This window comes from Streptomyces sp. Da 82-17 (genome assembly GCF_046098215.1).
Classification (GTDB): Bacteria; Actinomycetota; Actinomycetes; order Streptomycetales; family Streptomycetaceae; genus Streptomyces.
The window spans coordinates 137,086-160,084 of record NZ_JBJURH010000016.1; the positions used below are offsets into that span (position 1 = coordinate 137,086).

A 22,999-nucleotide genomic window follows, 5' to 3' on the forward strand; every position below is an offset into this window, starting at 1 on the left:
GCCCCCCTGGGCTGCGGCCACGATAACCGCACGTCACCGCAGTCCGACCACCACCCGCTGCGTGGCCCCCGCGGTCCCGCTCAGGTCGCCGAAGGCGAGGGTGAGGGATGTGCCGGTGCGGGCCGACGTCACGGTGGACGGCTTGCTCAGGACCGTGTGGACGGGGTGCCGCCAGGTCAGTCGCAGCGCCCGCACCGCACGGTTGGGGTCGCTGACCGTGAGGACCGCCGTGCCGTCCCGCCGCTCCACGATCTGCACGCACACCGGCGCGTCCACGTCGACCTTCCCGACCGTGCCCGGCTCCCAGAACGTGACGCCGGTGAAGCCGAGGGAGGGCACCCGAATGCCTTGCGCCCGCGCCGAGTTGGCGAGGGTGAGCAGCCAGTCGGGGTCCGCCGCCCGTGCCGCGGTCCGCTCGCGGCTCGCGCCGGGCAGCACGGCGTACGCGTACGAGGCGTCGGCCGGGTCGGTGCCGTGGTCCGCGGTGAGCGTGACGTACCGCCGGGTGACCGGGGTCGTGGCGCCGCCGCCGTTGATGTCCTTCCAGGCGCCGGTGCGGTCCTCGCGGAGCGTGGTGAGGGGCGTGCCGCCGGGGAAGACGTAGCCGGCGTGCCCGTCGAGGTGGGCCCAGCGGGCGTCGACGGCGCCGTCCGTGTCCCGCACCCGGCCGTCGACGACGAGCTGCGCCGTGCCGTCCGCGCCGAGGCTGCGGTTGTCGACCACCGTGTGCACGCCCGTGCCGTCGGTGGCCGTGATGCCGGCGCCGAGGCAGACCACCGCGTCGTCGAGGAAGAACCAGGACTTTCGAGCCCGCAGCGTCGAGGACAGGCCGAGGAGATGCTGCGCGAGGGTCGCGTACGTGCCGTCGGTCGTGCCGCCCGCCCAGGTCGTGTCCGGCGTCGCCGCGCCCCACGTGCCGCCCTCGCCGTCGGCGAGCCGCTTCAGCGACGCGGTGGTGCCGGGCAGCCGGTACGGGTCGACGGTCGGCCACCAACCGTCGCTGTACTGCCCGCCGTTCGCGTCCCCGGCCCACCAGTAGAGCATCCCCGCACCGGTGTGCCAGCCGCGGACGTTCTCGCCGTTGCCGTTCTCGTAGTACGTGATGCGCTTCGACGCCGACGACAGGGACGCGGTGAACGTGCGGGTGCGGTGCACGGCCCGGTCCATGGACGGGAACAGACGGTGCCCGAGCGGCTCCGGGGCGGCCGTCACGGACGCGTCGGCGAGCAGCGCGTTGACGCGGGACAGCGCGGCGACGCCGAGGGTGCGGCCGGTGGTGACGTCCGCGTACCGGTCGCGGGTCAGCCAGCCCTTGGCGAGCGCCCGCCAGCGCGCCGCCTCCGCCGGGCTCGCGCCCTGGGCGAGGACGAGGACCGAGCCGATCACGGCGTGGCCGCGCAGATGGTCGTCCTGCTGCACGCCGTTCGGGTCGCCCGCGGTGAGGCCGCGGCTGATCGCCCGCCCGGACACGCCGTCCATCATCAGCCCGTCGTGCAGGAACGGCGCGTACGCCGCCTCCACCGCGTCGAGGAACAACTGCCGCTTCGGGTCGGTCACTTGCCAGCTCGACTCGTCGAGCAGCGCGAGCAGCCGCCCGGTCCCGTCGATGAGGACGGCGCCGTACGACCCGGTGTACGGCACGTTGGTGTGCTGGATCAGCGAGCCGTCGGCGTAGAGCCCGTCGCCCTTCGTGACGTACGGGAACGTCGGCGACATCGCGTCCCGGGCGAGCGTCACCTTGGCCGCCGTGCCGTCGAGGACGCCGCGCAGCGCGAGCACCCGGCACAGGTCGATCCGGTTGGCGCCGGTGCTGGTGCCGGTGTACTGCGCCACCTTGGAGTCCGGCACGAAGTGGTCGACGGCCCGCACGGTCGCCGCGATCAGTTCGGCGCCCAGATGCTCGTGCAGCAGCACCGCCACGTCGAGCAGCGGCTGCGGCGCCCCGATCTCCCAGCTGTACCAATTCCCGTACGGCGTCTGGTTCTCGTGGTAGACGTCCGCGAGCAGATGCGCGTACGCGGCGACGATCCGGTCCCTGGCCGCGGTGTCGCCGGTGAGTCCGGTGCCGGGCTGGCAGTACGCCTCGGCGAGGGTGCGCAGGCGGGTCGCGCTCTCCTGGATCCTGCCGGAGTAGCCGTACGACTCCTGGTCCTTGTCGGGCTCGGGGTCCGCCCAGACGGCGTCGGGCCACAGCGAGCCCGGCTTCGGGTCGAGCGCGTCCAGGTGGCGGCGGGCGGTCGCGCCGAGGGCGGCGAGCTTGGAGCGGAAGGGTTCGGCGGTGGGGGAGAAGCCGTCGCCGAGCAGCAGGGTGCGCCAGCGGGCGCGGAGCACGGCGAACTCGTCCTCGGCGGCGGCCTGTCGGGCGTGGGCCGGGGTGCTGCCGACCGCCGAGAGAGCCAGGGCGGCGGCGCCGGACGTGGCGAGGAATCCGCGGCGGGACCAGCGGGGCGTGGAATCGGGCATGAGAGGGCTCCGAAGGCAGGGGAGGGTCACGAAGGCGGGAGAGCTGCGGCTGCTGGAAGTGAGCGGTTTCTAGCACGCTTGCGATCGAACGCTCAATGGATGGAACCGAGTTGAGCGTTTCGATCGATCTGAGGGGCGGGGTCCGTTCGGGTCCGGAGGGTGGTCCGTATCGCGTCTGACCGATCGGTTAGATTGCTGGCCAGTCGGTCAGCTGAGTGAGTCGGCCCTGCTGCGGAGGTACTGCCATGAACCGGGAACGCACGACGTGCTGCATCGTGGGCGGCGGCCCCGCGGGCCTGATGCTCGGGCTGCTGCTCGCCCGCGCCGGAGTGCGCGTCACCGTCCTGGAGAAGCACCGGGACTTCCTGCGCGACTTCCGCGGCGACACCGTCCATCCCTCGACGCTCCGCCTCCTCGACGAACTCGGGCTCGGCGCACGCTTCGACGCGCTGCCCGCGCAGCGCCTGGAGGAGATGCGCATCCAGGTCGCCGGGACCACGGTGACCATGGCGGACTTCCGGCGCATGCCGGGCCGCACCCGGCACAAGTACATCGCGATGGTCCCGCAGTGGGACTTCCTCGACCTGCTCGCCGAAGCGGCCGCCGAGGAGCCCACGTTCACGCTGCGCCGCAGTACCGCCGTCACCGGCCTGCTCACCGACGCCGACGGCCGCGTCACGGGCGTACGGCTGCGCGAACGTGACGGGGAGGAGGGCGAGTTGGCGGCCGATCTCGTCGTCGGCTGCGACGGGCGCGGCTCCGTCGTCGCCGCCGCGGCCGGGCTGCGGCAGCGCGCGTTCCCCGTGCCGATGGACGTCTGGCAGATCCGCGTGCCCGCCCCCGGGCCCGACGCCGCGCACAGCGGACGGGTCTTCGGCCACTTCGGGTCCGGCCAGGTCGCCGTCACCATGGACCGCGGCGACTACTACCAGACCTCCTACCTCATCCCGAAGGGCACCGACGCCGGACGCCGGCGCCGTGACGTGGCCGAACTGCGCGCACGGCTCGGCCAACTCTTCGGCTGGGCACCGGAGTTGACATCCGCGATCCGTTCCTGGGACGACGTGAAGATGCTCGACGTGACCATGGGCCGACTGCCCCGCTGGCACGCCGACGGGCTGCTCTGCATCGGCGACGCCGCGCACACCATGTCCCCGGTCGGCGGCGTCGGCGTCAACCTCGCCGTGCAGGACGCCGTCGCCGCGGCCCGCCTCCTCGCCGGCCCGCTGCGCCGCGGCCGGGTCACCGAGGCCGACCTCGCGCGGGTGCAGAAGCGGCGCGAACTGCCCGTCGCCGTCACGCAGAAGTCGCAGCTCGCCGAGCACGACATGCTGATCCGCCCCGCCCTCGACGGCACCCTCGACGACCGCCCGCTGCCCCTGCCGCTGCGCGCCCTGCGCCGCTCCCGGCTGCTCCAGGGAATCGCCGCGTACGTGGGCGGGATGGGCGTACGACCTGAGCACGCACCGGAGTTCGCGCGCAGGGACGCTGCCTGACGAGACCCCGGGGGCCCGGGGGCTACGCGTCGACGGCCCGGAGCGTGAACTCGACCAGCTCGTCGGCGGCCGCGTCCAGGTCGAGGTCCGGGTCGGACAGCCACGCCGCGACCACGCCGTCGATGGCGCCGCCGACGGCCAGGGCGACCGGGCGCGGTGCGAACTCCCGGAACACGCCCGCCCGTTGGCCCGCGACCAGCAGCTCGACGAGCCCGTCGAGCCGCCCCGTGGCCTCGTGCCCGCCGGGTGTCTTCAGGCGCGTGCCGCCCGCGTCGTCGAGCAGCGTCTCCGTGATGACCCGGACGTGGCTGCGGTTGGCCTGCTGGTAGCCGACCATCGCCCGGACGTACGCGACGAGCGCCGCCCGCGGATCGGGCGCCGCGTCCACCCGCTCGTGCACGTACGCCGCGAACCGGCTCACGACGTGCTCGAACGCGGCCCGCGTCAGCTTGTCCTTCGTCCCGAAGTGGTAGAGGACGGCGGCCTTGGACAGGCCGGCGCGCTCGGCGATGGCGGCGAGCGAGGCCGCCGGGTAGCCGCGGCTCGCGATCAGCTCGATCGTGCACGCCACGAGCTGTTCGCGGCGGGCCCGCTCGGTGAAGGTCGGCTCCCCGGACCCCGGTCCGGCTCCGGTCGCCCGGCGCGGGCTCATCGTGACTCATCTCCCCTGCGTACGGGCGGTTCCGGGCCGGGCGCGGGCGGTGTGCCGCGGCCGGACCCGACCGTACACCGGGGAGGACGGCGGAAGGTCAGGCGGTCGCCGTCACGCCGAGCTGGGCCTCGGCCGCGTCCAGGGTCTGCTCCAGGAGCACGGCGATCGTCATCGGGCCGACGCCGCCCGGCACCGGCGTGATGAGGCTCGCCCGCTCGGCGGCCGCGGCGAACTCGACGTCGCCCACGTTGCCCGCGTTGTACCCGGCGTCGATCACCACGGCGCCCGGCTTGATGTCCGCACCCCGGATGAACTCGGGCCGCCCCACGGCCGCGACGAGGATGTCCGCCTCCCGGACCAGGGAGGACAGCTCCCGCGTGCGCGAGTGGCAGTACGTGACCGTCGCGTCCCGCGCGAGCAGCATCATGCCGACCGGCTTGCCGAGGATCGCGCTGCGGCCGACGACCACGGCGCGCTTCCCGGTCGGGTCGACGTCGTACGCGTCGAGGAGGCGCATGATGCCGCCCGGCGTGCAGGACGCGAAGCCGGGCAGCGCGAAGCCCATCGCCGCGAACGACCGCATCGTCACGCCGTCGACGTCCTTCTCCGGCGCGATCGCCTCGAACGCGGCCCGCTCGTCGATGTGCTCGCCGCACGGGTGCTGCAGCAGGATGCCGTGCACCTCGGGGTCGGCGGACAGTTCGGTGAGCGCGGCGACCAGCTGCTCGGTGGTCGTGTCGGCGGGCAGCGGCACGTGCCGCGAGCGGATCCCGGCCTTCTCGCAGCGGTTCCGCTTCATCTTCACGTACGTCACCGACGCCGGGTCCTCGCCGACGAGCACGGTCGCGAGGCAGGGGGTGGCGCCGGTGCGCTCGGTGAGGGCGGCGGCGCGGGCGGCGGTGCGCTCCACGATGCGGCGGGCGACGGCGGTGCCGTCCATGAGCCGGGCGCCCTGGGCCTGGGCGGTCTGCGGGGCCTGCGGCGTCTGCTGGGTCTCGGTGGGCTGTGCGGTCATGGGGTGCTCCCGGGCGTCGTCGGCATCAACTGCGGATTTCGCCCAGGCGCGCGGCGGCGTACGGCCCCTTGCGGGGGTACGGCGACGGAGACCGTCGGGCCGCTCCCCGGTGGTGATCCACCTCAGCGCCAGTCACGGCCCGCCCCCAGGGTAGACGAGACCGCCCGGCGGCGGACCAGGGTCCCTCCCGCTACAGGCCGAAGAGCTCGGGGCGGGCGGCGAGCGCCCGGAAGTACTCCTGCGGGGCGGGCACCAGCCTGCGGGCCTTCAGGTCCATGAGCCCGCCGACCCCGGACACCTCCGCCGACACCGTGCCGTCGGCCTTGCGGATGGTCTGGGTGATCCGGAACGACTTGCCCTCGCCCCAGTGGAAGACGCAGTCCACGGTGACCTCGTCCCCGGCGTGCAACTCGCGCAGGTACCGGATGGTGGTCTCCAGGACGACGGGGCCGACGCCCTTCTCGACCAGGTCGTTCTGCCGGATGCCGGCGGCCTGCAGCAGGGACCAGCGGGCGTGCTCGGCGTACTGCAGATACACGGCCTGGTTGAGGTGCCCCTGCACGTCGGTCTCATATCCACGAACGGTCACGGGCACGGAGAACACTTCGGTCACGGTGTGCGGTTCCTTTCGGACGGGGGCGGTGCGCCCTGTGCGTCAACTCGGCCGGGGGGCGGGCCATTCCACCGGTCGCTTCTTCCCCACCCCGCCCCTTCCCGAAAGTCCTCAGCGGACGGCTCCCTGGGGGCTCCGCCCCCAGACCCCCGCTCCTCAGACGCCGGAGGGGCTGGATTTGGCGGACGTGCCCCCATAGGGGCGCGGGGCTGTGACATCAGCGGCTCCGCCGCGGGGCGCGAGCAACCACGATGGCGCGGCAGTCGAAAACGGCCGGGGTTCGGGGCGAAGCCCCGACCGAGGGGCGCGGGGAACTGCGCGACCAGCCACGATGGCGCGGCAGTCGAAAAGCGACGGGTTCGGGGCGAAGCCCCGGAGGCAACCCTTACCCCCGCCGCGGGGAGGCCAGGAGGTACCGCCCACCTCCGCGTTCCCCGTGCTCGCTCACCTGCCAGCCCGCCCGCTCCAACGCCTCCGCGCACGCGGCGAGTTGAGCCCGGACGTCCCCCTCGTCCGGCCCCGGGGCCACCCGCACCGCGACCGCCTCCGGCTGCTGAGTCGGCGTGACCCTGTAGCCCGGCGCGGGCGGGCGGGCCGAGGACGACGGGGGCAGGCCCGCCGACTCCAGGGCGAGGGCCGCGGCCTGGACCAGGTGGCCGCGTTCCCAGGCGCAGGGGCGGTCCGTCGCCCCGTCCGCGTTCGTCATCCGGCGCAACTCCAGCAGGCCCTGCCACGCGCTGTGCACTTCGCGCCGCCGCCCCGGCCCCGCCTCCGGCGCCTCCGGCTCGGTCCCGGTGCGGGCCGCGAACACCGAGCCGCCCGGATCGGCGGCCGGGGCCGGGGCGGGCGGGGCGGCGCTCAGCAGCTCGGCCCGCGCTCGATGCCCGGCCGGTGTCAGGAAGTGCGCACGCGGCGGGCGGGCGTGCCGGAACGCCAGGCCGAGCCGCACGAGCCCCGCCAACTGCGCCTCGGATCCCGTGATCCGGCCCGTCACGTCGTCCGCCTGGGCCACGATCCGCCGTTGCCCCGCGGTCAGCCGCCCGGTCATCGACTCACCCCTTCCACGCCGCTTCCCCCACCGCTGTCCATGGTGCCCGGCCGCACTGACAACCGCCCGTCCGCGCGGGTGTCCGAGGGCCGTGCGAAAGTGGCTGACTCACCTGTACGCGCCCGTGGTTCACGCGCCGGCGCCCGGACCCGAAAGGCCCCCCATGTCCACGCCTCCGCCCCCGGGCGGCCACCCCGACCCGTACGGCCAACCGGCCCCCCAGCAGCAGTACGGCCACCCGCAGCAGGGCCAACCCCCGTACCAACAGCAGCAGTACCAACAGCCGTATCAGCAACAGCCGTACCAGCAGCAACAGCCGTACCCGCAGCAGCAGCCCCCGCAGCCGCCTCCGCGGCGTGGCGGTGGGCTCAATCAGACGGTCGTCAAGGGCGTCGCCGTCGTCATCGGGTGCATCGTCGCCGGGGTCTGGTACTTCAGCACGAAGGGCGACACCGTCGAGGACGCCAAGAACGCGGCGAAGAACGACACTTCGGCCACCGGCGCCGACGTCGGCGAGTGCGTGCAGCGGCTCGGCACGGACGCCGAGCCCGACATCCGCGTCGTCGACTGCGCGGACCCGAAGGCGCAGTACAAGGTCTCCGACGAGGGCTTCACCGCGAACAGCCTCACCTGCAAGGCCGGCGACTCGAAGTTCACCATCGAGTACAGCCGGGGCCGGTCCGACGTCGCGCTCTGCCTGACCCCGTTGGACAAGTAGCGGCCCCGGGCCGGTCAGCGCAGCCTGCGACCGCCGAACGCCCCCGAGCCGTCGGCCCGTTGCCAGAACTCCTCCAGGCCCCGCTGGTCGAGCGCGGCCCAGTCCGGCGTACGGGCCACCAGCGCGTCGCCGAGGCGTCGGCCCAGCTCGACCAGGGTCCGGCCGGCGGGCGCCCGCTCCCCGTCGTACGCGTCGAGCGCCGCGCCCAGGTCGGCGGTGCCGGTGAGGGCGCGTTCCAGGGCCGAGGCGTCCTGCAGCGCCTTGACCGCGCCCGCGCCGGTGTGCGGCCTCGCGACGGTCGCCGCGTCGCCGAGCAGCAGCAGCGGCCCGGCGGCGTAGCGCGGGGCGGTGAAGTCGTACAGGGTCTGCACGGCGAGTTCGGTGCGCGCGGTCGTCTTGAGGAGCGTCGCCCAGTACGGGGGCAGGTGCGTGTCGGCGAAGCGGGCGAGCCGGTCGCGGTGGGCGTCGTCGAGGGTGTCGTCGTGCGCGTCCGGGTCGCCCGGGGTGCGGGTCAGGCCGGTCGAAGGGGCCGTGTACAGCACCCAGTTGACGCGGTGGCCCTTCGGGTCGGCGGGGCCCGCCGGGATGCGGTAGACGATCAGATGCCCGCCGGGGAACACCACGTACGCGCACTCCGACTCCGGCCACAGCCCGGCCCGCGGCAGCCGCTCCGCCGGGAAGGCGCCCCGCCAGGCCGGATAGCCCGCGAACCGCGGCTCGACCTTCGCGAACGCCGCGGCGCGCACCACCGAACGGTGCCCGTCAGCGCCCACCACCAGGTCGTAGCGCTCACCGCCCGCCGCGGTGCGCACCTCGGCGCCGTGCCCGGCACGCGCCACCCCCGTCACCGGCGCACCGGAGCGGATCTCCGTCCCGGCGGGCGTCCGCGCCCGCAACTCGTGCCACAGGGAACCCCAGTTGTACGTGCGGAACGGAAACCGCATGCGCGCGATCCTGCGGCCCAGCGGGTCCGGGCAGGACGCGTCCCGCACGTACCAGTTCCGGTGGTCCAGCTGGACCCACGGCATCGCGGCGTCCAGATAGCCCGCGGCGGCCAGCTCCGCGTACCGGGCGTCGTGCACGGCGACGCCCATGCCGCGCTCGCCGAGCCGGCCCGGCGCACGCTCGTACAGCGTCACCTCGTCCGCGCCCGCGCGCCGGGCCGCGAGCGCCGCCGCGCAACCCGCGATGCTCCCGCCCACGACGGCGACCCTGCGCCCCCGCAACCCCTGCTCCGTCATCCGCGTACCGCCTTCCCCGTAGGGCCTGTCGTTTGGATCTTGCCGGGGTCGCGGGGTAACCGACAGGCGGCCGTCGACTGGATCCGGCCTGACCCGAACGACAGGCCCTGGGCGGCTCAGTCCATCAACGGGCGTACGGGCCGGGCAAGTTGGCGCGCGGCCGGATGGCTGAACCCGAGCGGGCGGCCCCGCACATGGGTGTGCCCCCGTGGGGCGCCGCAGGGGCGCGCCACGGGGGCACGGTCGCGGGACCGGCTCAGCCGGCCAGCTGCTCGTACGCGGGCAGCGTCAGGAAGTCCGCGTAGTCGGCGTCGAGCGACACCTGGAGGAGCAGGTCGTGCGCCTGCTGCCAGTTGCCGGCCTCGAACGCCTCGGCGCCGATCTCCTCGCGGATCTTGCCGAGCTCCTCGGCGGCGACCGTGCGGACCAGGTCCGCGGTGGCCTTCTCGCCGTTCTCGAAGACGACGCCGGCGTTGATCCACTGCCAGATCTGCGAGCGGGAGATCTCGGCGGTGGCCGCGTCCTCCATCAGGTTGAAGATCGCGACGGCGCCGAGGCCGCGCAGCCACGCCTCGATGTAGCGGGTGCCGACCTGGACGGCGTTGCGCAGGCCCTCGAAGGTGGGCTTGGCGTCGAGCGAGTCGATCGCGATGAGGTCTTCCGCCTTGACGTCGACGTCCTCGCGGAGGCGGTCCTTCTGGTTCGGCTTGTCGCCGAGGACCTTGTCGAAGGACTCCATGGCGATCGGGACCAGGTCGGGGTGGGCGACCCAGGAGCCGTCGAAGCCGTCGCCGGCCTCGCGGTCCTTGTCGTTCTTGACCTTCTCGAAGGCGACCTTGTTGACCTCGGCGTCCCGGCGCGACGGGATGAACGCCGCCATGCCGCCGATGGCGTGCGCGCCGCGCTTGTGGCACGTACGCACGAGCAGCTCGGTGTAGGCCCGCATGAACGGGGCGGTCATCGTCACCGCGTTGCGGTCCGGCAGGACGAACTTGGCGCCGCCGTCACGGAAGTTCTTGACGATGGAGAACAGGTAGTCCCAGCGGCCCGCGTTCAGACCGGACGCGTGGTCGCGCAGCTCGTAGAGGATCTCCTCCATCTCGTACGCGGCCGTGATCGTCTCGATCAGGACGGTGGCGCGGACGGTGCCCTGCGGGATGCCGACGTAGTCCTGGGCGAAGACGAAGATGTCGTTCCAGAGGCGGGCCTCCAGGTGCGACTCGGTCTTCGGCAGGTAGAAGTACGGGCCCTTGCCGAGCTCGATGAGGCGCTTGGCGTTGTGGAAGAAGTACAGGCCGAAGTCGACCAGGGCGCCGGGGACGGCGCGGCCGTCGAACTTCAGGTGGCGCTCCTCCAGGTGCCAGCCGCGCGGGCGCATCACGACGGTGGCGAGCTGGTCGGCGTCCTTGAGCGCGTACGACTTGCCGGACCTCGGGTCGGTGAAGTCGATGTTCCGCGTGTAGGCGTCGATCAGGTTGAGCTGACCGAGGACCACGTTCTCCCAGGTGGGGGCCGAGGCGTCCTCGAAGTCGGCGAGCCAGACCTTGGCGCCCGAGTTGAGGGCGTTGATGGTCATCTTGCGGTCGGTGGGACCGGTGATCTCCACGCGGCGGTCGTTCAGGGCCGCAGGCGCGGGGGCCACGCGCCAGGAGTCGTCCTCACGGATCCGAGCGGTCTCCGGGAGGAAGTCGAGCGTTGAAGTGCGGGCGATCTCGGCGCGGCGCTCGGCGCGGCGGGCGAGGAGCTCGTCACGCCGGGGCGTGAACAGCCGGTGCAGCTCCGCCACGAAGGCGAGGGCCGCGTCGGTGAGGACCTCTTCCTGCCGAGGCAGGGGCTCGGCGTCGACGATGGCCAGCGGGGACGGCGCTGGTGCGGACATGAGCGGTCACTTCCTTCAGCGGGATGAAAACTGTGCGGCCCGAAGCGCCTCGAGGCCGGTACGGCGGGGGGTTTTCGGGGTCGCCAATGCACGGCACTCAGTGCCGCGAACGGCCGACACCGGGTTCCCGGGCCGCCGGAGCGCGGGGCGCTTCTGACCAGTGGATAGTAGTTTCCTCATGGTGGAAGTTCAATGGTTTGTTGACGTCGAGATTCTCTGAGTCGACAGAACATGGCGCTGAGTGCCACGGCAGTCACTCCAAGTTCACCGGAGATGCGCCAGATCCGCCTCCGTGTCGATGTCGAAGGCCTCGGCGACGTCCCCGCACTCGACCCGAGTGATTTCCGTCTCGTGCTCCTTCAGATAGGCCCGCGCGCCCCGGTCGCCGCTCGCCGTCGCCGCGATCCCCGCCCACCGCTCGGCCCCGAACAGCACCGGATGCCCGCGCTTCCCGTCGTACGCCGCGCACACCAGACTCGACGGCGACGCGTAGGCCGCCAGCACCCGGCGCACCGCCTCCGCGCCGATCCCCGGCTGGTCGACGAGCGAGACGAGCGCCGCCCGCGCCCCGCCGCCCGCGAGCGAGGCGAGCCCCGCGCGCAGCGACGAGCCCATGCCCTGCTCCCACTCCGGGTTCTCCACGAGCACACAGCCGTCGAGCGCCGCCTCGGCCCGCACCCGGTCGGCGGCCGCCCCGATGACGACGTGCACCTCGGCGCAGCCGCCCGTACGCAGCACGCGCACCGCGTGTTCCACCAGAGGTCGGCCGCGGTACGGCAGCAGGGCCTTCGGCCGCCCGCCGAGCCGCCGCCCGCCGCCCGCGGCGAGCAACAGCCCCGCCACGGGACCGGTTCCGGCCCCGGGCTCCGGCCTCGCGGCCCCCACCTCGGCCTTCCGCGCCGCCGCAGCCTGCGCGATTCGGCCAACTCGCTCGTCCGGACCCGGCTCAGGGAGCCTCGATTCGCTCATACGGCCAGCCTACGAACGCCTTTGCCCGCCCGCGGGACGGAACGGAACCTTTCACTCGGTACGGGACACGGGGCGAGGCGGTCGAATTCGGTCAGAGGAGTGGCGAGCGCGCCACCGCGTGGCGTTTACTGACCCGCACCTCCGGGCGACCGACCATCGCCGTCGAGGAGGTCGGGGGAACGTGGAACACCGCGCAGCGACAGGCCGGGGACCAGGGGTGGCCCCGGACGGAGACCGGTACGAGACCGGCATGAGAACGGCGCACGACGGAGTGCGAGGGGGATGAACTGTGTTGCGAAGCGTGCGACAGAGACGACCGGCGGTGGGCGGCGACATGGATCCGAAGGTGGAGCGGCTGCGCTCCGCCGTGTCCCGGCTGCGCCGCGAACTCGCCGCGTATCCGGCCGAGTTCCCGGACCGCGGCATCGCCGAGGACGAGCTGGCCGCGCTCGCCGCGATGGCCTCCCACGGCACCCCCGAGGTGCCGAGGCTGCGGCGCTCGCTGCTGCTGATCGCCGGATCGGTGGGCTCGGTCAGCGCCCTGACGACGGCACTCACGGAGGTACGGGAGGCGGTGGACGTCTTCGGAGGGCCGACGGCGGGGTGAGGCCGGGGCTGCCGCGGGGGTGAGGCTGCGGCTGCGGGCCGACGCCGGTTCCCAGGTGGTCGGCAAGCGTGGGGGAGACGCCGGAGGGCCGGCGCAGCCTCGAATCCCGGGCCGTGCCCACGACTTGGGCGGCCTCACCTGGCGCGGCTGGGCCCGCGGGGCCGATGCGGGTACGGGGGTGCAGGGCCGCAGGACCGCAGGACCGCAGGGCTGACGTCGGGGCGGCTGCGGACTCAAGCCACCCAGTGGCGGCGCCTGTTGTCCCCGGACGTCGCGGGCAGCCCCGCAGCCAGCGTGCTGGCCAGCCGGCCGACCGCCTCGACGCACTGGTCGGCGGGCAGCGCGTACGGGATGCGGAGCCGGTGCTCGTGCGTGCCCGGATCGGCGCCGAAACGGGCGCCGCCCTCGATGCGTACGCCATGGTCGAGGGCCGCCGCCGCCAGGGCCGAGGACACCGGCGCGCCCAGATCCACCCACAGGCAGAGCCCGCCGGGCGGCAACTGCCAGCGCCAGTCGGGGAGTTGCTCGGCCAGCGCGGCAGCGAGCGCCGTCCGCTGCGAGCGCAGCAGCGGCAGCCGCTCGGCGAGCACCGCGTCCGTCCGCTCAATCAGCTCGACCGCCACCAACTGGTCCAGGACCGAACCCGCGATGTCCGTCGGCACCCGGTGCGTGGCCAGCTCGGTGATCAGCTGCGAGCCCGCCCGTACCCAGCCGATGCGCAGCCCGCCCCAGTGCGTCTTGCTCAACGACCCGACGGTGACGACCTGTTCGCCCACCCCGTGCCCGGCGAGCGACGCGAACGGCACGGGCGGCGGGACGTCGAGCGCGATGTCCGTGAGCGTCTCGTCGACGATCAGCCAGGTGCCGGTGCGCCGCACCGTGCCGAGCAGCCGCAGCCGCTGCTCCTCGGGCATCAGCCGACCCGTCGGATTGTGGAAGTCCGGTACGAGATAGGCGAGTCGGGGCGCCGACTGCCGCAGCGTCGACTCCGCCACCTCCGCGTCCCAGCCCTCGTCCGTCACCGGCACCGGCGTCGCCCGCAGCCCGCCCCTGCGCACCGCGTCCAGGACGTTCGCGTACGACGGGTTCTCCACCAGGACCCGGTCGCCGGGGCGGGCCAGCAGGTCGAGGGTGAGGGAGACGGCCTGCTGCGCGCCGGAGGTGATCAGGATCTGCTCGGGCAGCGTGGGCAGCCCGCGCCGCGTGAACCGCTCCGCCACGGCCGCCCGCAACTCCGGGAGCCCGTACGGGTGGTAGCCCGCGCTCGCCGCGTGCCGGGCCATCGCCGCGCCGGTGGCGGCGGCCAGCGCGTCGGCGAGCGCGCCGTGCGGGGCGTACGGGGCGGCCAGGGCCAGGTCGATGACGTCGTCCGCGTCGGCGAAGGCGACACTGCTGGGCCTGCGGCCCTCGGGCAGCGCCGTCCAGGTCCCCGAGCCGCGCCTGCTGTGCGCGAACCCGTCGGTGCGCAGCAGGTCGTACGCGGCGGTGACCGTGGCCCTGCTGATACCGAGCGCCGTGGCGAGCTCGCGCTCGGCGGGGAGGCGGGTGCGGAGCGCGATGCGGCCGTCGAGCAGCAGCGTCCGCACGCCGTGCGCGAGGGCGCGGTAGCCGGGGCGTTCCCCCGCGGTCGCGGTGAGCAGACCGGCGAGCCGCCGGGGGCCGAGGATGCCTTGAGGGTCCGCTGCCATGCCAACTCCTTCGTGATTGGCCTTGCAGGCCTGGCCAATCAGGGTAGCGGTGGGTGGGGTCCGAGGCGATTGGCCTGTCTGCGGCCTCGATGTGGCTGAGCGCGCAGTTCCCCGCGCCCCTGAAAGATCAGTCCCTCCGGCGTTTGCGGAGCGGGTCCGGGGCGGAGCCCCGGGACGGGTCATCGGGGCAGCATGCCGCGGTCCCGCGCCACCGCCACCGCCGCCGTGCGGGAGTCGACGTTCAACTTGGCGAACACGTGGACCAGGTGGGACTTGACCGTGGCCTGGCTCAGGAACAGCCGCTTGCTGATCTGCTGGTTCGACAGACCGTCCGCCACCAGCCCCAGCACCTCCAGCTCACGTCTGCTCAGCGCCTCCGCAGGAGCCCGCATCCGGTCCATCAGCCGCAGCGCGATCGCGGGCGCGAGGGCCGACTGCCCGGCCGCCGCCGTGCGCACCGCCGCGGCCAGCTCCTCCGGCGGGGCGTCCTTGAGGAGATAGCCCGCCGCCCCGGCCTCCACCGCGGCGAGGATGTCGGCGTCCGTGTCGTACGTCGTGAGGACCAGGACGCGCGGCCCGCCGTCGAGGGCGGCGATCGCGGCGGTCGCCTCCGCGCCGTGCATCCGGCCGGGCCCGAACTGCAGGTCCATCAGGACGACGTCCACCGCCCCGGCCGCCGTGAGCTCGACCGCCAGCTCCACCGCACGCTCCGCGCTCGCCGCCTCCGCGACGACCCGGAAGTCCTCCTCCGTGTCGAGCACCGCCCGCAGCCCCGCGCGCACCACCGGGTGGTCGTCGGCGAGGAGCAGCCGCACGGGCCGGCCGGCCGTCATGCCCGTACCTCACGAGGTGCGGGAGCCGGAGTCGGCAGCGGCAGCGTGATCGCGAGGGCCGTGCCCTGGCCAGGCGCGGACTCCACGCTCAGCGTCCCGCCCAGCGACTGGGCCCGCGACCGCATGGCCCGCAGCCCGAACCCGAGCCCGAACTCGCCGTCCGCACCGCCCCGTCGACCCGCCTGCTCCTCGTGGGGCGAGAACCCTCTGCCGTCGTCCACCACGTCGAGCGCCACCGACGTGTCCATGAAGCTGAGGGTGATCGACGCGCGCTCGGCCGCCGCGTGCCGGAGCGTGTTCGCGAGGGCGGTCTGCGCGACCCGCAGCAGCGCCACCTCGTACGGAGTGGGCAGCTCCACCGGCGTACCGCTCACCGCGAACTCGACGCGCGGCCCGCCGGAAGGCGAAGCACAGAGGCGTTCGAGGGCGCCGACCAGCGAGCCGTGCTCCAGGTCGGGCGGGGCGAGGGCGCGCACGAAGCGGCGGGCCTCCGCGAGGTTGTCGACGGCGGCCACGCGCGCCTCGCGTACATGGGTGAGCGCGGGCGCGTCCGCGGGCAGGCTGCGCTCGGCGGCGCGCAGCAGCAACTGGATGCTGGACAGGCCCTGCGCGAGGGTGTCGTGGATCTCCCGCGCGAGCCGCTCCCGCTCGGCCAGGGTGCCCGCGGCCCGCTCGGCCTCGGCGAGCTCCGCGCGGGTGGCGAGCAGCTCCTCGATGAGCTCGCGGCGGCGCTCGCTCTCCTGGTGCAGCGCGCGGTACCCGAGCACCGTGCCGATCGCGACCGCCGCGCCCAGCGCGGGGCCCAGCACCGCGCCCGGTGTGGCCGCTGCGCCGTGCGCCACGAAGCCCGTGACGGCCGCCGCCGTCGTGCCCGCGACCGCCGTCACGCCCCAGCGCAGCGGCAGCAGATGCAACTGCAGGAAGAACAGCGGGAACGCCGTCCACAGCGCGTCCGGTGTGAGGACGAGGAGGAGCAGCCAGAGCGCGCACAGCAGCCCGAGCCAGACCGCGGATCTCCGCTTCGACCGGCGCACGGGCGGCAGCGCCAGCCCCGCCCCGTACACCGCGGCGAAGCCCGCGCACACCGTCACCACCGCCGCCGCGTACGGCGCGTCCGTGCTGGTCGCGCGCACGGCGGCGAGCGCGAGCAGCCCGGCCGTCAGCACATGCAGACAGCCGCGCAGGACGCGCAGGACAGGGGCGAGTGAGCGTGCTTCCATAACCCGTCCAGCGTAGGCGCGCCCACTGACACCGGCCCGGGACAGGCGGTCAACCGAAAGTTGGAAAACGCGCTCCCACCTATGGCCGCGCAGGGCCGAACCGCAGGGCGATGCCGGGGGCGGGGCCGGCGGGACACCGTTGCCGCATGTTCGTCGCATGGAGAGATCTCAGGTTCGCCAAGGGGCGGTTCGCGCTGATGGGCGCGGTGGTCGTGCTGATCACGCTCCTCGTCGGCCTCCTTTCGGGCCTGACAGCGGGCCTCGCCCGGGAGAACACCTCGGCCGTGACCGGCCTGCCCGCCGACCACCTCGCCTTCGCCGCGCCCCCGGACGGCCGCGCGGTGTCGTTCGCCGACTCGACCGTCACCCGGGACGCCTGGGACGCGTGGGCGGGGCGGCCCGGAGTCGAGTCGGCCGAGCCCCTCGGCATCCGCACCCTCGACGGCACGGCAGGCGACCGCACCGCCGCCGTGTCCGCGTTCGGCGTCCGGCCCGGCGGCGCGCTCGCCCCGGCCGGGCTCGCACCGGGTACCGCCGTCCTGTCGGAGCGGGCGGCGGCCGATCTGGGCGTCACGGCGGGCGACACCGTACGGATCGGGGGTACGCGGCTGCGCGTCGCGGCGGTCGCGGGGGAGGACTCGTACAGCCACACGCCCGTCGTGTGGACGGCGCTCGGCGACGGGCCGGGCGGCGGGGCGGGCGCGCGGGCGACCGTGGTCGCGCTGCGGACCGGCGCCGGTGCCGACCTCGCGGCGGGGGACCGGGCGGCGGGCACGCGGACGGTCGGCCTGGACGATTCGCTCACCGCGATCGGCTCCTACCAGGCCGAGAACGGCTCGCTGCAGCTGATGCGGGGCTTCCTGTTCGTGATCTCGGCGCTGGTCATCGGCGCGTTCTTCACGGTGTGGACGATCCAGCGCAGCGCCGACGTCGCCGTCCTGAAGGCGCTCGGCGCGGCCACCCCGTACCTCCTGAAGGACGCGCTCGGGCAGGCCGTCGTGATGCTCGGGCTCGGCACCGGCCTGGGCACGCTGCTCGCCGTCGGCGCGGGTGCGCTGATCGGCGGTGGCGACGTGCCGTTCGTCCTCGATCCGCCGACCGTGCTCGGCCCCGCCGCCGTGATGATCGCCCTCGGCGCCCTGGGCGCGGGCCTGTCCGTCCGCCGCATCACGTCCGTCGACCCCCTGACGGCCCTCGGCAGCGCCCGATGACCCCGCGCCCCGCCCCCTTCCACACCCCCCGGAGCACCCCATGACCCTCCACCTCGACTGCGTGACGCTCACCTACCCGGACGGCGACGACCGGCTCACCGCGCTCGACCGCGTCGACCTGCACGTGCCGGCCGGGACGCTGGCCGCGGTGGTCGGGCCGTCCGGGTCCGGGAAGTCCAGCCTGCTCGCCGTCGCGGCCACCCTGGTCACGCCGGACAGCGGCCGTGTCGTCGTAGCCGGTACCGACACGGGCGGGCTGAGCCGTGCCGGGAAGTCGACGCTGCGCCGGGAGCGGATCGGCGTCGTGTTCCAGCAGCCCAACCTGCTGCCGTCCCTCACCGCCGCCGAGCAACTCCAGGTCATGGCCCACCTGGACGGCCGCAAGCCGCGTCAAGTACGGGACCGGGTACGGGAGTTGCTGGACGCGGTCGGCCTCGCCGGGCAGGCGGGGCGGCGGCCGCACCAGCTGTCCGGCGGGCAGCGGCAGCGCGTCAACATCGCCCGCGCGCTGATGAACGAACCGGACGTGCTGCTGGTCGACGAACCCACCAGCGCCCTCGACCACGAACGCGGCGCCGCCGTCCTCGACCTGCTCGTCCGCCTCACCCGCGACCGCGGCACCGCCACCGTCCTCGTCACCCACGACCGCACCCACCTCGCCGAGGCGGACCAGGTCAGGGAGATGACCGACGGCAGGCTCGGCGCGTACGCCGAGGTCTGAACGCACGTCGGCCGTACGACGGAGGGCGGGGCCACCGTGCGTGGCCCCGCCCTCCGTCGTAGCTGCGCGGCTCGTCCGCGCGCGTGAAATCCCCGCCGTTCAGGACCCGTTGGACGAGTTCGCCAGGGCCACCGACAGTTCGGAGGCGACCTGCTGGAGGATCGGGACGATCTTCTCCGTGGCGGCCTCCGTGACGCGGCCGGCCGGGCCCGAGATCGAGATGGCCGCCGCGGTGGGGGAGTCCGGCACCGAGACCGCGAGGCAGCGGACCCCGATCTCCTGCTCGTTGTCGTCCACCGCGTACCCCGCCTCGCGGACCTCCGCGAGCGCGTCGAGGAAGCCCTCGGGCGTGGTGATGGTCTTCTCCGTCGCGGCCGGCATGCCGGTACGGGCGAGGAGCGCGCGGACCTCGTCGGCCGGGGTGTCGGCGAGCAGGGCCTTGCCCACGCCGGTCGAGTGCGGCAGGACCCGGCGACCCACCTCGGTGAACATCCGCATGGAGTGCTTCGACGGGACCTGCGCCACGTACACGATCTCGTCGCCGTCGAGCAGCGCCATGTTGGCCGTCTCGCCGGTCTCCTCGACGAGGCGGGCCAGATACGGGCGGGCCCAGGTGCCGAGCAGCCGGGACGCGGACTCGCCGAGGCGGATCAGGCGGGGGCCGAGCGAATAGCGGCGGTTGGGCTGCTGGCGGACGTACCCCGTCGCGACCAGGGTGCGCATCAGGCGGTGGATGGTCGGCAGCGGCAGTCCGCTGCTCGCGGAGAGCTCGCTCAGGCCGACCTCGCCGCCCGCGTCCGCCATGCGCTCGAGCAGGTCGAAGGCGCGCTCGAGGGACTGGACACCGCCGCTGGCGGCGGGCTTGGTTGCGGCGCTTTCGGTGGAGGCGTCGCTGGCGCTGGACGTCGGCACGGCGCGGTCCTTTCGGTGCTTCTGGAGCAGGAAGGCAGAGGTGCAGCCTACCGGTCGGTCGCTCACGTGCCAGTGGCCCGGTGGAGGAGATCTCCGCCGGTCAGTGCCTGTATGTCCAAGTGTCGGCCCACACGTCGCGGCGGCCGTGCGGCTTCTGTCTCGTACGGAAGTATATTCTGCGTAGTGAAATCTAGCTTTCGCTTCATGGAAAGCTCTAAGCTGGCGGGGAATCGGAACAAGGCGTTCCGGCTGTGCTCGTGAGGGTCTTGACTGAGTCCTGTGGCGCAGTGAAGATTCGTTCAACAGATTGTTGAATACCCCATTCCGTGCTGAGCAAGCCGCGGAACTGGAATGAGAGGGGAAACGGGTGTCCGACGTGGAACTGGTCCTTCGCTCGACGCGAGTCGTCACCCCCGAGGGCACGCGCGCCGCCTCCGTCGCCGTCGCCGACGGGAAGATCGCAGCCGTCCTGCCGTACGACGCAGAGGTCCCCGAAGGCGCCCGCCTCGAGGACTTCGGGGACGACGCGCTGCTCCCCGGCATCGTCGACACCCACGTCCACGTCAACGACCCGGGCCGCACCGAGTGGGAGGGCTTCTGGACCGCCACCCGCGCCGCGGCCGCCGGCGGCATCACCACCCTCGTGGACATGCCGCTCAACTCGCTGCCGCCCACCACCACCGTCGACAACCTGCGCACCAAGCAGGAAGTGGCCCGCACCAAGGCGCACATCGACATCGGCTTCTGGGGCGGCGCCCTGCCGGACAACGTCCAGGACCTCAAGCCCCTGCACGACGCGGGCGTCTACGGCTTCAAGTGCTTCCTCTCGCCCTCCGGCGTCGACGAGTTCCCGCACCTGGACCGCGAGCAGCTCGCCGCGTCCATGGGTGAGATCGCCGGCTTCGGCGGACTGCTCATCGTGCACGCCGAGGACCCGCACGAGCTGGACTCCGCCCCGCACCTCAGCGGCCCCAAGTACGGCGACTACCTGCAGACCCGGCCGCGGATCTCCGAGGACGTGGCGATCAAGGGCCTGATCGAGACCGCCAAGCGCCTCGACGCCCGCGTGCACGTCCTGCACCTGTCGTCCTCCGACGCGCTGCCGCTGATCGCCGCCGCCAAGGCCGAGGGCGTCAAGCTCACCGTCGAGACCTGCCCGCACTACCTCACGCTCACCGCCGAGGAAGTCCCGGACGGCGCCAGCGAGTTCAAGTGCTGCCCGCCCATCCGCGAGAGCGCCAACCAGGACCTGCTGTGGCAGGCGCTCGCCGACGGCACCGTCGACTGCATCGTCACCGACCACTCGCCGTCCACCGCCGACCTGAAGACCGACGACTTCGCCACCGCGTGGGGCGGCATCTCCGGTCTGCAGCTCAGCCTCCCGGCCATCTGGACCGCCGCCCGCGAGCGCGGCCACTCGCTCGACGACGTGGTCCGCTGGATGTCGGCCCGTACCTCCGAGCTGGTCGGCCTGGACCAGAAGGGCGCCATCGAGGCCGGCCGCGACGCCGACTTCGCGGTCCTCGCGCCCGACGAGACCTTCACCGTCGACCCCGCCGGACTCCAGCACCGCAACAAGGTCACCGCGTACGCGGGCAAGACCCTGCACGGCGTCGTGAAGTCCACCTGGCTGCGGGGCGAGCGCATCCACGCGGACGGTGAGTTCACCGAGCCCACCGGCCGTCTCCTCGAAAGGAAGAACTGATTCCCGTGGCGATACCGTCCTTCACCGGTGACGCGAGCCCGTACGGCGGCGGCGAGCCGTACGCCGACTACCGCACCGCCGAGTTCCCCTTCACCCAGTACGCCAACCTGGCCGACCGCCAGCTCGGCGCGGGTGTCATCGCCGCCAACGACGAGTTCTTCGCCGAGCGCGAGAACCTCCTGAAGCCCGAGGCCGCCGAGTTCGACCCGGAGCACTTCGGCCACAAGGGCAAGATCATGGACGGCTGGGAGACCCGCCGCCGCCGCGGTGTCTCGGCCGAGGTCCCGCACCCCACCGACGAGGACCACGACTGGGCGCTCGTCCGCCTCGGCGCCCCCGGCGTCATCCGCGGCATCGTCGTCGACACCGCCCACTTCCGCGGCAACTACCCGCAGGCCGTGTCCATCGAGGGCGCCAACGTCGAGGGCTCGCCCACGCCCGACGAGCTGCTCTCCGGCGACGTGAAGTGGACGACCCTCGTCCCGCGCACCGCCGTCGGCGGCCACGCGGCCAACGGCTTCGAGGTCACCGCCGAGCAGCGCTTCACGCACCTGCGCGTCAACCAGCACCCCGACGGCGGCATCGCCCGCCTGCGGGTCCACGGCGAGGTCGTGCCGGACCCGAAGTGGCTCGCCGCGCTCGGCACGTTCGACGTGGTCGCCCTGGAGAACGGCGGCCAGGTCGAGGACGCCTCCGACCGCTTCTACTCGCCCGCCACCAACACCATCCAGCCGGGCCGCTCCCGCAAGATGGACGACGGCTGGGAGACCCGGCGCCGCCGCGACAAGGGCAACGACTGGATCCGCTACCAGCTCGTCCAGCAGTCCGAGATCCGCGCCGTCGAGATCGACACCGCCTACCTCAAGGGCAACTCGGCCGGCTGGGCCGCGCTTTCCGTGAAGGACGGCGAGGACGGCGAGTGGACCGAGGTGCTTCCCCGCACCCGCCTGCAGCCCGACACCAACCACCGGTTCGTGCTCGACACGGCGGCCAAGGGCACGCACGTCCGCATCGACATCTACCCCGACGGCGGCATCTCCCGCCTGCGCCTCTTCGGTTCGCTGACCGAGGACGGCGCCGCGCGCCTCGCCGCCCGTCACCAGGAGCTGGGCGGCTGACGACACCCGCCCACGGGGCGTGCGCGTACCGCCCTGAGGGGCGCGCCGGGAGGACAGCCCCGGCGCGCCCCTTCTTCCTTCCCCCGCAGGGGAGTTAGGCCGCGTGCCCACCGTCGACGGAGAACTCCGCGCCGGTGACGTACGCGGCCTCGTCGCCCGCCAAGTAGCCCACCAGCGAGGCGACTTCGCCCGCGGTGCCGTAGCGGCCGAGGGCCGTCATCGCGCTCTGCGCCTCGGCGTACGGGCCGTCCGCCGGGTTCATGTCCGTGTCGGTCGGGCCCGGGTGGACGATGTTCGCGGTCACCCCGCGCCCGCCCAACTCCCGCGCCAGCGCCTTCGTCAGACCGACCAGCGCCGCCTTGCTCGTCGCGTACAGCGTCCCGCCGGGCCCCGGTACGCGCTGCGCCATGCAGCTGCCGACCGTCACGATCCGGCCGCCCTGCCCGAGCCGTGCGGCCGCGGCCTGCGACGTCAGGAACACCGAGCGGACGTTGACGTCGAGGACCCGGTCCACCGCGTCGAGCCCCAGCTCGTCGAGCGGGCCGAGGACGCCGACGCCCACGTTGTTGACGAGCACGTCGAGCCGGCCGAACGCGGCGACCGTGCGCTCCACGACCTCGGCCGCCGCGGCCGCGTCGGCGGCGTCCGCCCGGATCGCCAGACCCCTGCGGCCCGTCGCCTCGATCTTCCCGACGACCGCCTGCGCCGCGGCCTCGTCCTGTACGTAGGTGATCGCCACGTCGGCGCCGTCCTCGGCGAGCCGCAGCGCGACCGCCGCCCCGATGCCCCGGCTGCCGCCCGTCACGAGTGCCACCTTGCCGCTCATGTCCGTACTCCTCGCTGTATGCGCCGTGTTGTCGTTACGTGCTCAAGTACAGCGGCCCGGGGAC

Annotated in this window: 20 protein-coding genes and 1 riboswitch; of the genes, 7 read left to right on the forward strand and 13 right to left on the reverse strand. The window is 73.7% G+C overall.

Translation table 11 applies throughout. The annotated features are described in order from the left end of the window. Positions 1-33: 33 nt before the first annotated feature. Complete coding sequence (locus ACIDOF_RS25475; protein WP_409008411.1) at positions 34-2,463, reverse strand: polysaccharide lyase 8 family protein; 2,430 nt, start codon at positions 2,461-2,463, stop codon at positions 34-36. A 245-nt stretch (positions 2,464-2,708) separates the two neighbouring features. Here ACIDOF_RS25475 and ACIDOF_RS25480 point away from each other — a divergent pair, with 245 nt between their 5' ends. Next, positions 2,709-3,959 (forward strand): FAD-dependent oxidoreductase, encoded by a 1,251-nt coding sequence (locus ACIDOF_RS25480; RefSeq protein ID WP_409008412.1) that lies wholly within the window; start codon positions 2,709-2,711, stop codon positions 3,957-3,959. A 22-nt stretch (positions 3,960-3,981) separates the two neighbouring features. On the opposite strand, the gene ACIDOF_RS25485 is transcribed toward ACIDOF_RS25480, so the two are convergent. From ACIDOF_RS25485 to ACIDOF_RS25500, 4 genes are all read right to left on the reverse strand, one after another. Next, the gene (locus tag ACIDOF_RS25485) at positions 3,982-4,611 is read right to left on the reverse strand and encodes a TetR/AcrR family transcriptional regulator (protein ID WP_409008413.1); all 630 of its coding nucleotides are present in this window, start codon (positions 4,609-4,611) and stop codon (positions 3,982-3,984) included. Positions 4,612-4,708: 97 nt separating this feature from the next. Then, entirely contained in the window at positions 4,709-5,551 is an 843-nt protein-coding gene (locus ACIDOF_RS25490) for a bifunctional 5,10-methylenetetrahydrofolate dehydrogenase/5,10-methenyltetrahydrofolate cyclohydrolase (protein WP_409008478.1), read from the reverse strand. A 108-nt stretch (positions 5,552-5,659) separates the two neighbouring features. Beyond that, a riboswitch (ZMP/ZTP riboswitch) is annotated at positions 5,660-5,772 on the reverse strand. Positions 5,773-5,816: 44 nt separating this feature from the next. Next, on the reverse strand, positions 5,817-6,239 hold the full coding sequence (locus ACIDOF_RS25495) for an acyl-CoA thioesterase (RefSeq protein WP_409008414.1): 423 nt from the start codon (positions 6,237-6,239) through the stop codon (positions 5,817-5,819). A 385-nt stretch (positions 6,240-6,624) separates the two neighbouring features. Beyond that, positions 6,625-7,287 (reverse strand): hypothetical protein, encoded by a 663-nt coding sequence (locus ACIDOF_RS25500; RefSeq protein ID WP_409008415.1) that lies wholly within the window; start codon positions 7,285-7,287, stop codon positions 6,625-6,627. A 163-nt stretch (positions 7,288-7,450) separates the two neighbouring features. On the opposite strand from ACIDOF_RS25500, the gene ACIDOF_RS25505 reads away from it, so the two are divergent. After that, positions 7,451-8,005, forward strand: a complete 555-nt coding sequence (locus ACIDOF_RS25505; protein ID WP_409008416.1) for a hypothetical protein — start codon at positions 7,451-7,453, stop codon at positions 8,003-8,005. Positions 8,006-8,019: 14 nt separating this feature from the next. Here ACIDOF_RS25505 and ACIDOF_RS25510 read toward each other — a convergent pair whose 3' ends face one another. From ACIDOF_RS25510 to ACIDOF_RS25520, 3 genes are all read right to left on the reverse strand, one after another. Further along, positions 8,020-9,246, reverse strand: a complete 1,227-nt coding sequence (locus tag ACIDOF_RS25510) for an FAD-dependent monooxygenase (protein ID WP_409008417.1) — start codon at positions 9,244-9,246, stop codon at positions 8,020-8,022. A gap of 256 nt (positions 9,247-9,502) precedes the next feature. Next, positions 9,503-11,125, reverse strand: coding sequence for a malate synthase A (gene aceB / locus ACIDOF_RS25515; protein ID WP_409008418.1), 1,623 nt, complete (start codon positions 11,123-11,125; stop codon positions 9,503-9,505). A gap of 264 nt (positions 11,126-11,389) precedes the next feature. Next, on the reverse strand, positions 11,390-11,968 hold the full coding sequence (locus ACIDOF_RS25520) for an NTP transferase domain-containing protein (protein ID WP_409008419.1): 579 nt from the start codon (positions 11,966-11,968) through the stop codon (positions 11,390-11,392). Positions 11,969-12,428: 460 nt separating this feature from the next. Between ACIDOF_RS25520 and ACIDOF_RS25525 the strand changes: the two genes are divergently transcribed. Further along, on the forward strand, positions 12,429-12,701 hold the full coding sequence (locus ACIDOF_RS25525) for a DUF5955 family protein (RefSeq protein WP_409008420.1): 273 nt from the start codon (positions 12,429-12,431) through the stop codon (positions 12,699-12,701). Between the two features lie 233 nt (positions 12,702-12,934). Here the strand turns inward: ACIDOF_RS25525 and ACIDOF_RS25530 are convergent, their stop codons facing one another. The 3 genes from ACIDOF_RS25530 to ACIDOF_RS25540 form a co-directional block, all read right to left on the reverse strand. Next, positions 12,935-14,389, reverse strand: a complete 1,455-nt coding sequence (locus ACIDOF_RS25530) for a PLP-dependent aminotransferase family protein (RefSeq protein WP_409008421.1) — start codon at positions 14,387-14,389, stop codon at positions 12,935-12,937. 179 nt (positions 14,390-14,568) lie between these two features. Then, entirely contained in the window at positions 14,569-15,222 is a 654-nt protein-coding gene (locus tag ACIDOF_RS25535; protein WP_409008422.1) for a response regulator, read from the reverse strand. After that, positions 15,219-16,442 carry a sensor histidine kinase gene (locus ACIDOF_RS25540; RefSeq protein WP_409008423.1) on the reverse strand — a complete coding sequence of 408 codons (1,224 nt, stop codon included), beginning with the start codon at positions 16,440-16,442 and terminating at the stop codon, positions 15,219-15,221. Before ACIDOF_RS25540 ends, ACIDOF_RS25535 begins: the two co-directional genes overlap by 4 nt. A gap of 146 nt (positions 16,443-16,588) precedes the next feature. Here ACIDOF_RS25540 and ACIDOF_RS25545 point away from each other — a divergent pair, with 146 nt between their 5' ends. Both ACIDOF_RS25545 and ACIDOF_RS25550 read left to right on the forward strand, forming a co-directional pair. Further along, positions 16,589-17,653: an ABC transporter permease gene (locus tag ACIDOF_RS25545; protein WP_409008424.1), complete on the forward strand. Its 1,065-nt coding sequence runs from the start codon at positions 16,589-16,591 to the stop codon at positions 17,651-17,653. Between the two features lie 40 nt (positions 17,654-17,693). Next, a complete protein-coding gene (locus ACIDOF_RS25550; protein WP_409008425.1) occupies positions 17,694-18,374 on the forward strand; it encodes an ABC transporter ATP-binding protein in 681 nt (226 codons plus the stop codon). A gap of 99 nt (positions 18,375-18,473) precedes the next feature. Here ACIDOF_RS25550 and ACIDOF_RS25555 read toward each other — a convergent pair whose 3' ends face one another. Continuing rightward, positions 18,474-19,286: an IclR family transcriptional regulator gene (locus ACIDOF_RS25555; RefSeq protein ID WP_409008426.1), complete on the reverse strand. Its 813-nt coding sequence runs from the start codon at positions 19,284-19,286 to the stop codon at positions 18,474-18,476. Between the two features lie 367 nt (positions 19,287-19,653). Between ACIDOF_RS25555 and allB the strand changes: the two genes are divergently transcribed. After that, on the forward strand, positions 19,654-20,991 hold the full coding sequence (gene allB, locus ACIDOF_RS25560) for an allantoinase AllB (protein ID WP_409008427.1): 1,338 nt from the start codon (positions 19,654-19,656) through the stop codon (positions 20,989-20,991). 5 nt (positions 20,992-20,996) lie between these two features. Further along, complete coding sequence (gene alc, locus ACIDOF_RS25565; protein WP_409008428.1) at positions 20,997-22,109, forward strand: allantoicase; 1,113 nt, start codon at positions 20,997-20,999, stop codon at positions 22,107-22,109. A 94-nt stretch (positions 22,110-22,203) separates the two neighbouring features. Here alc and ACIDOF_RS25570 read toward each other — a convergent pair whose 3' ends face one another. Next, a complete protein-coding gene (locus ACIDOF_RS25570) occupies positions 22,204-22,935 on the reverse strand; it encodes an SDR family oxidoreductase (RefSeq protein WP_409008429.1) in 732 nt (243 codons plus the stop codon). Positions 22,936-22,999 lie beyond the last annotated feature (64 nt).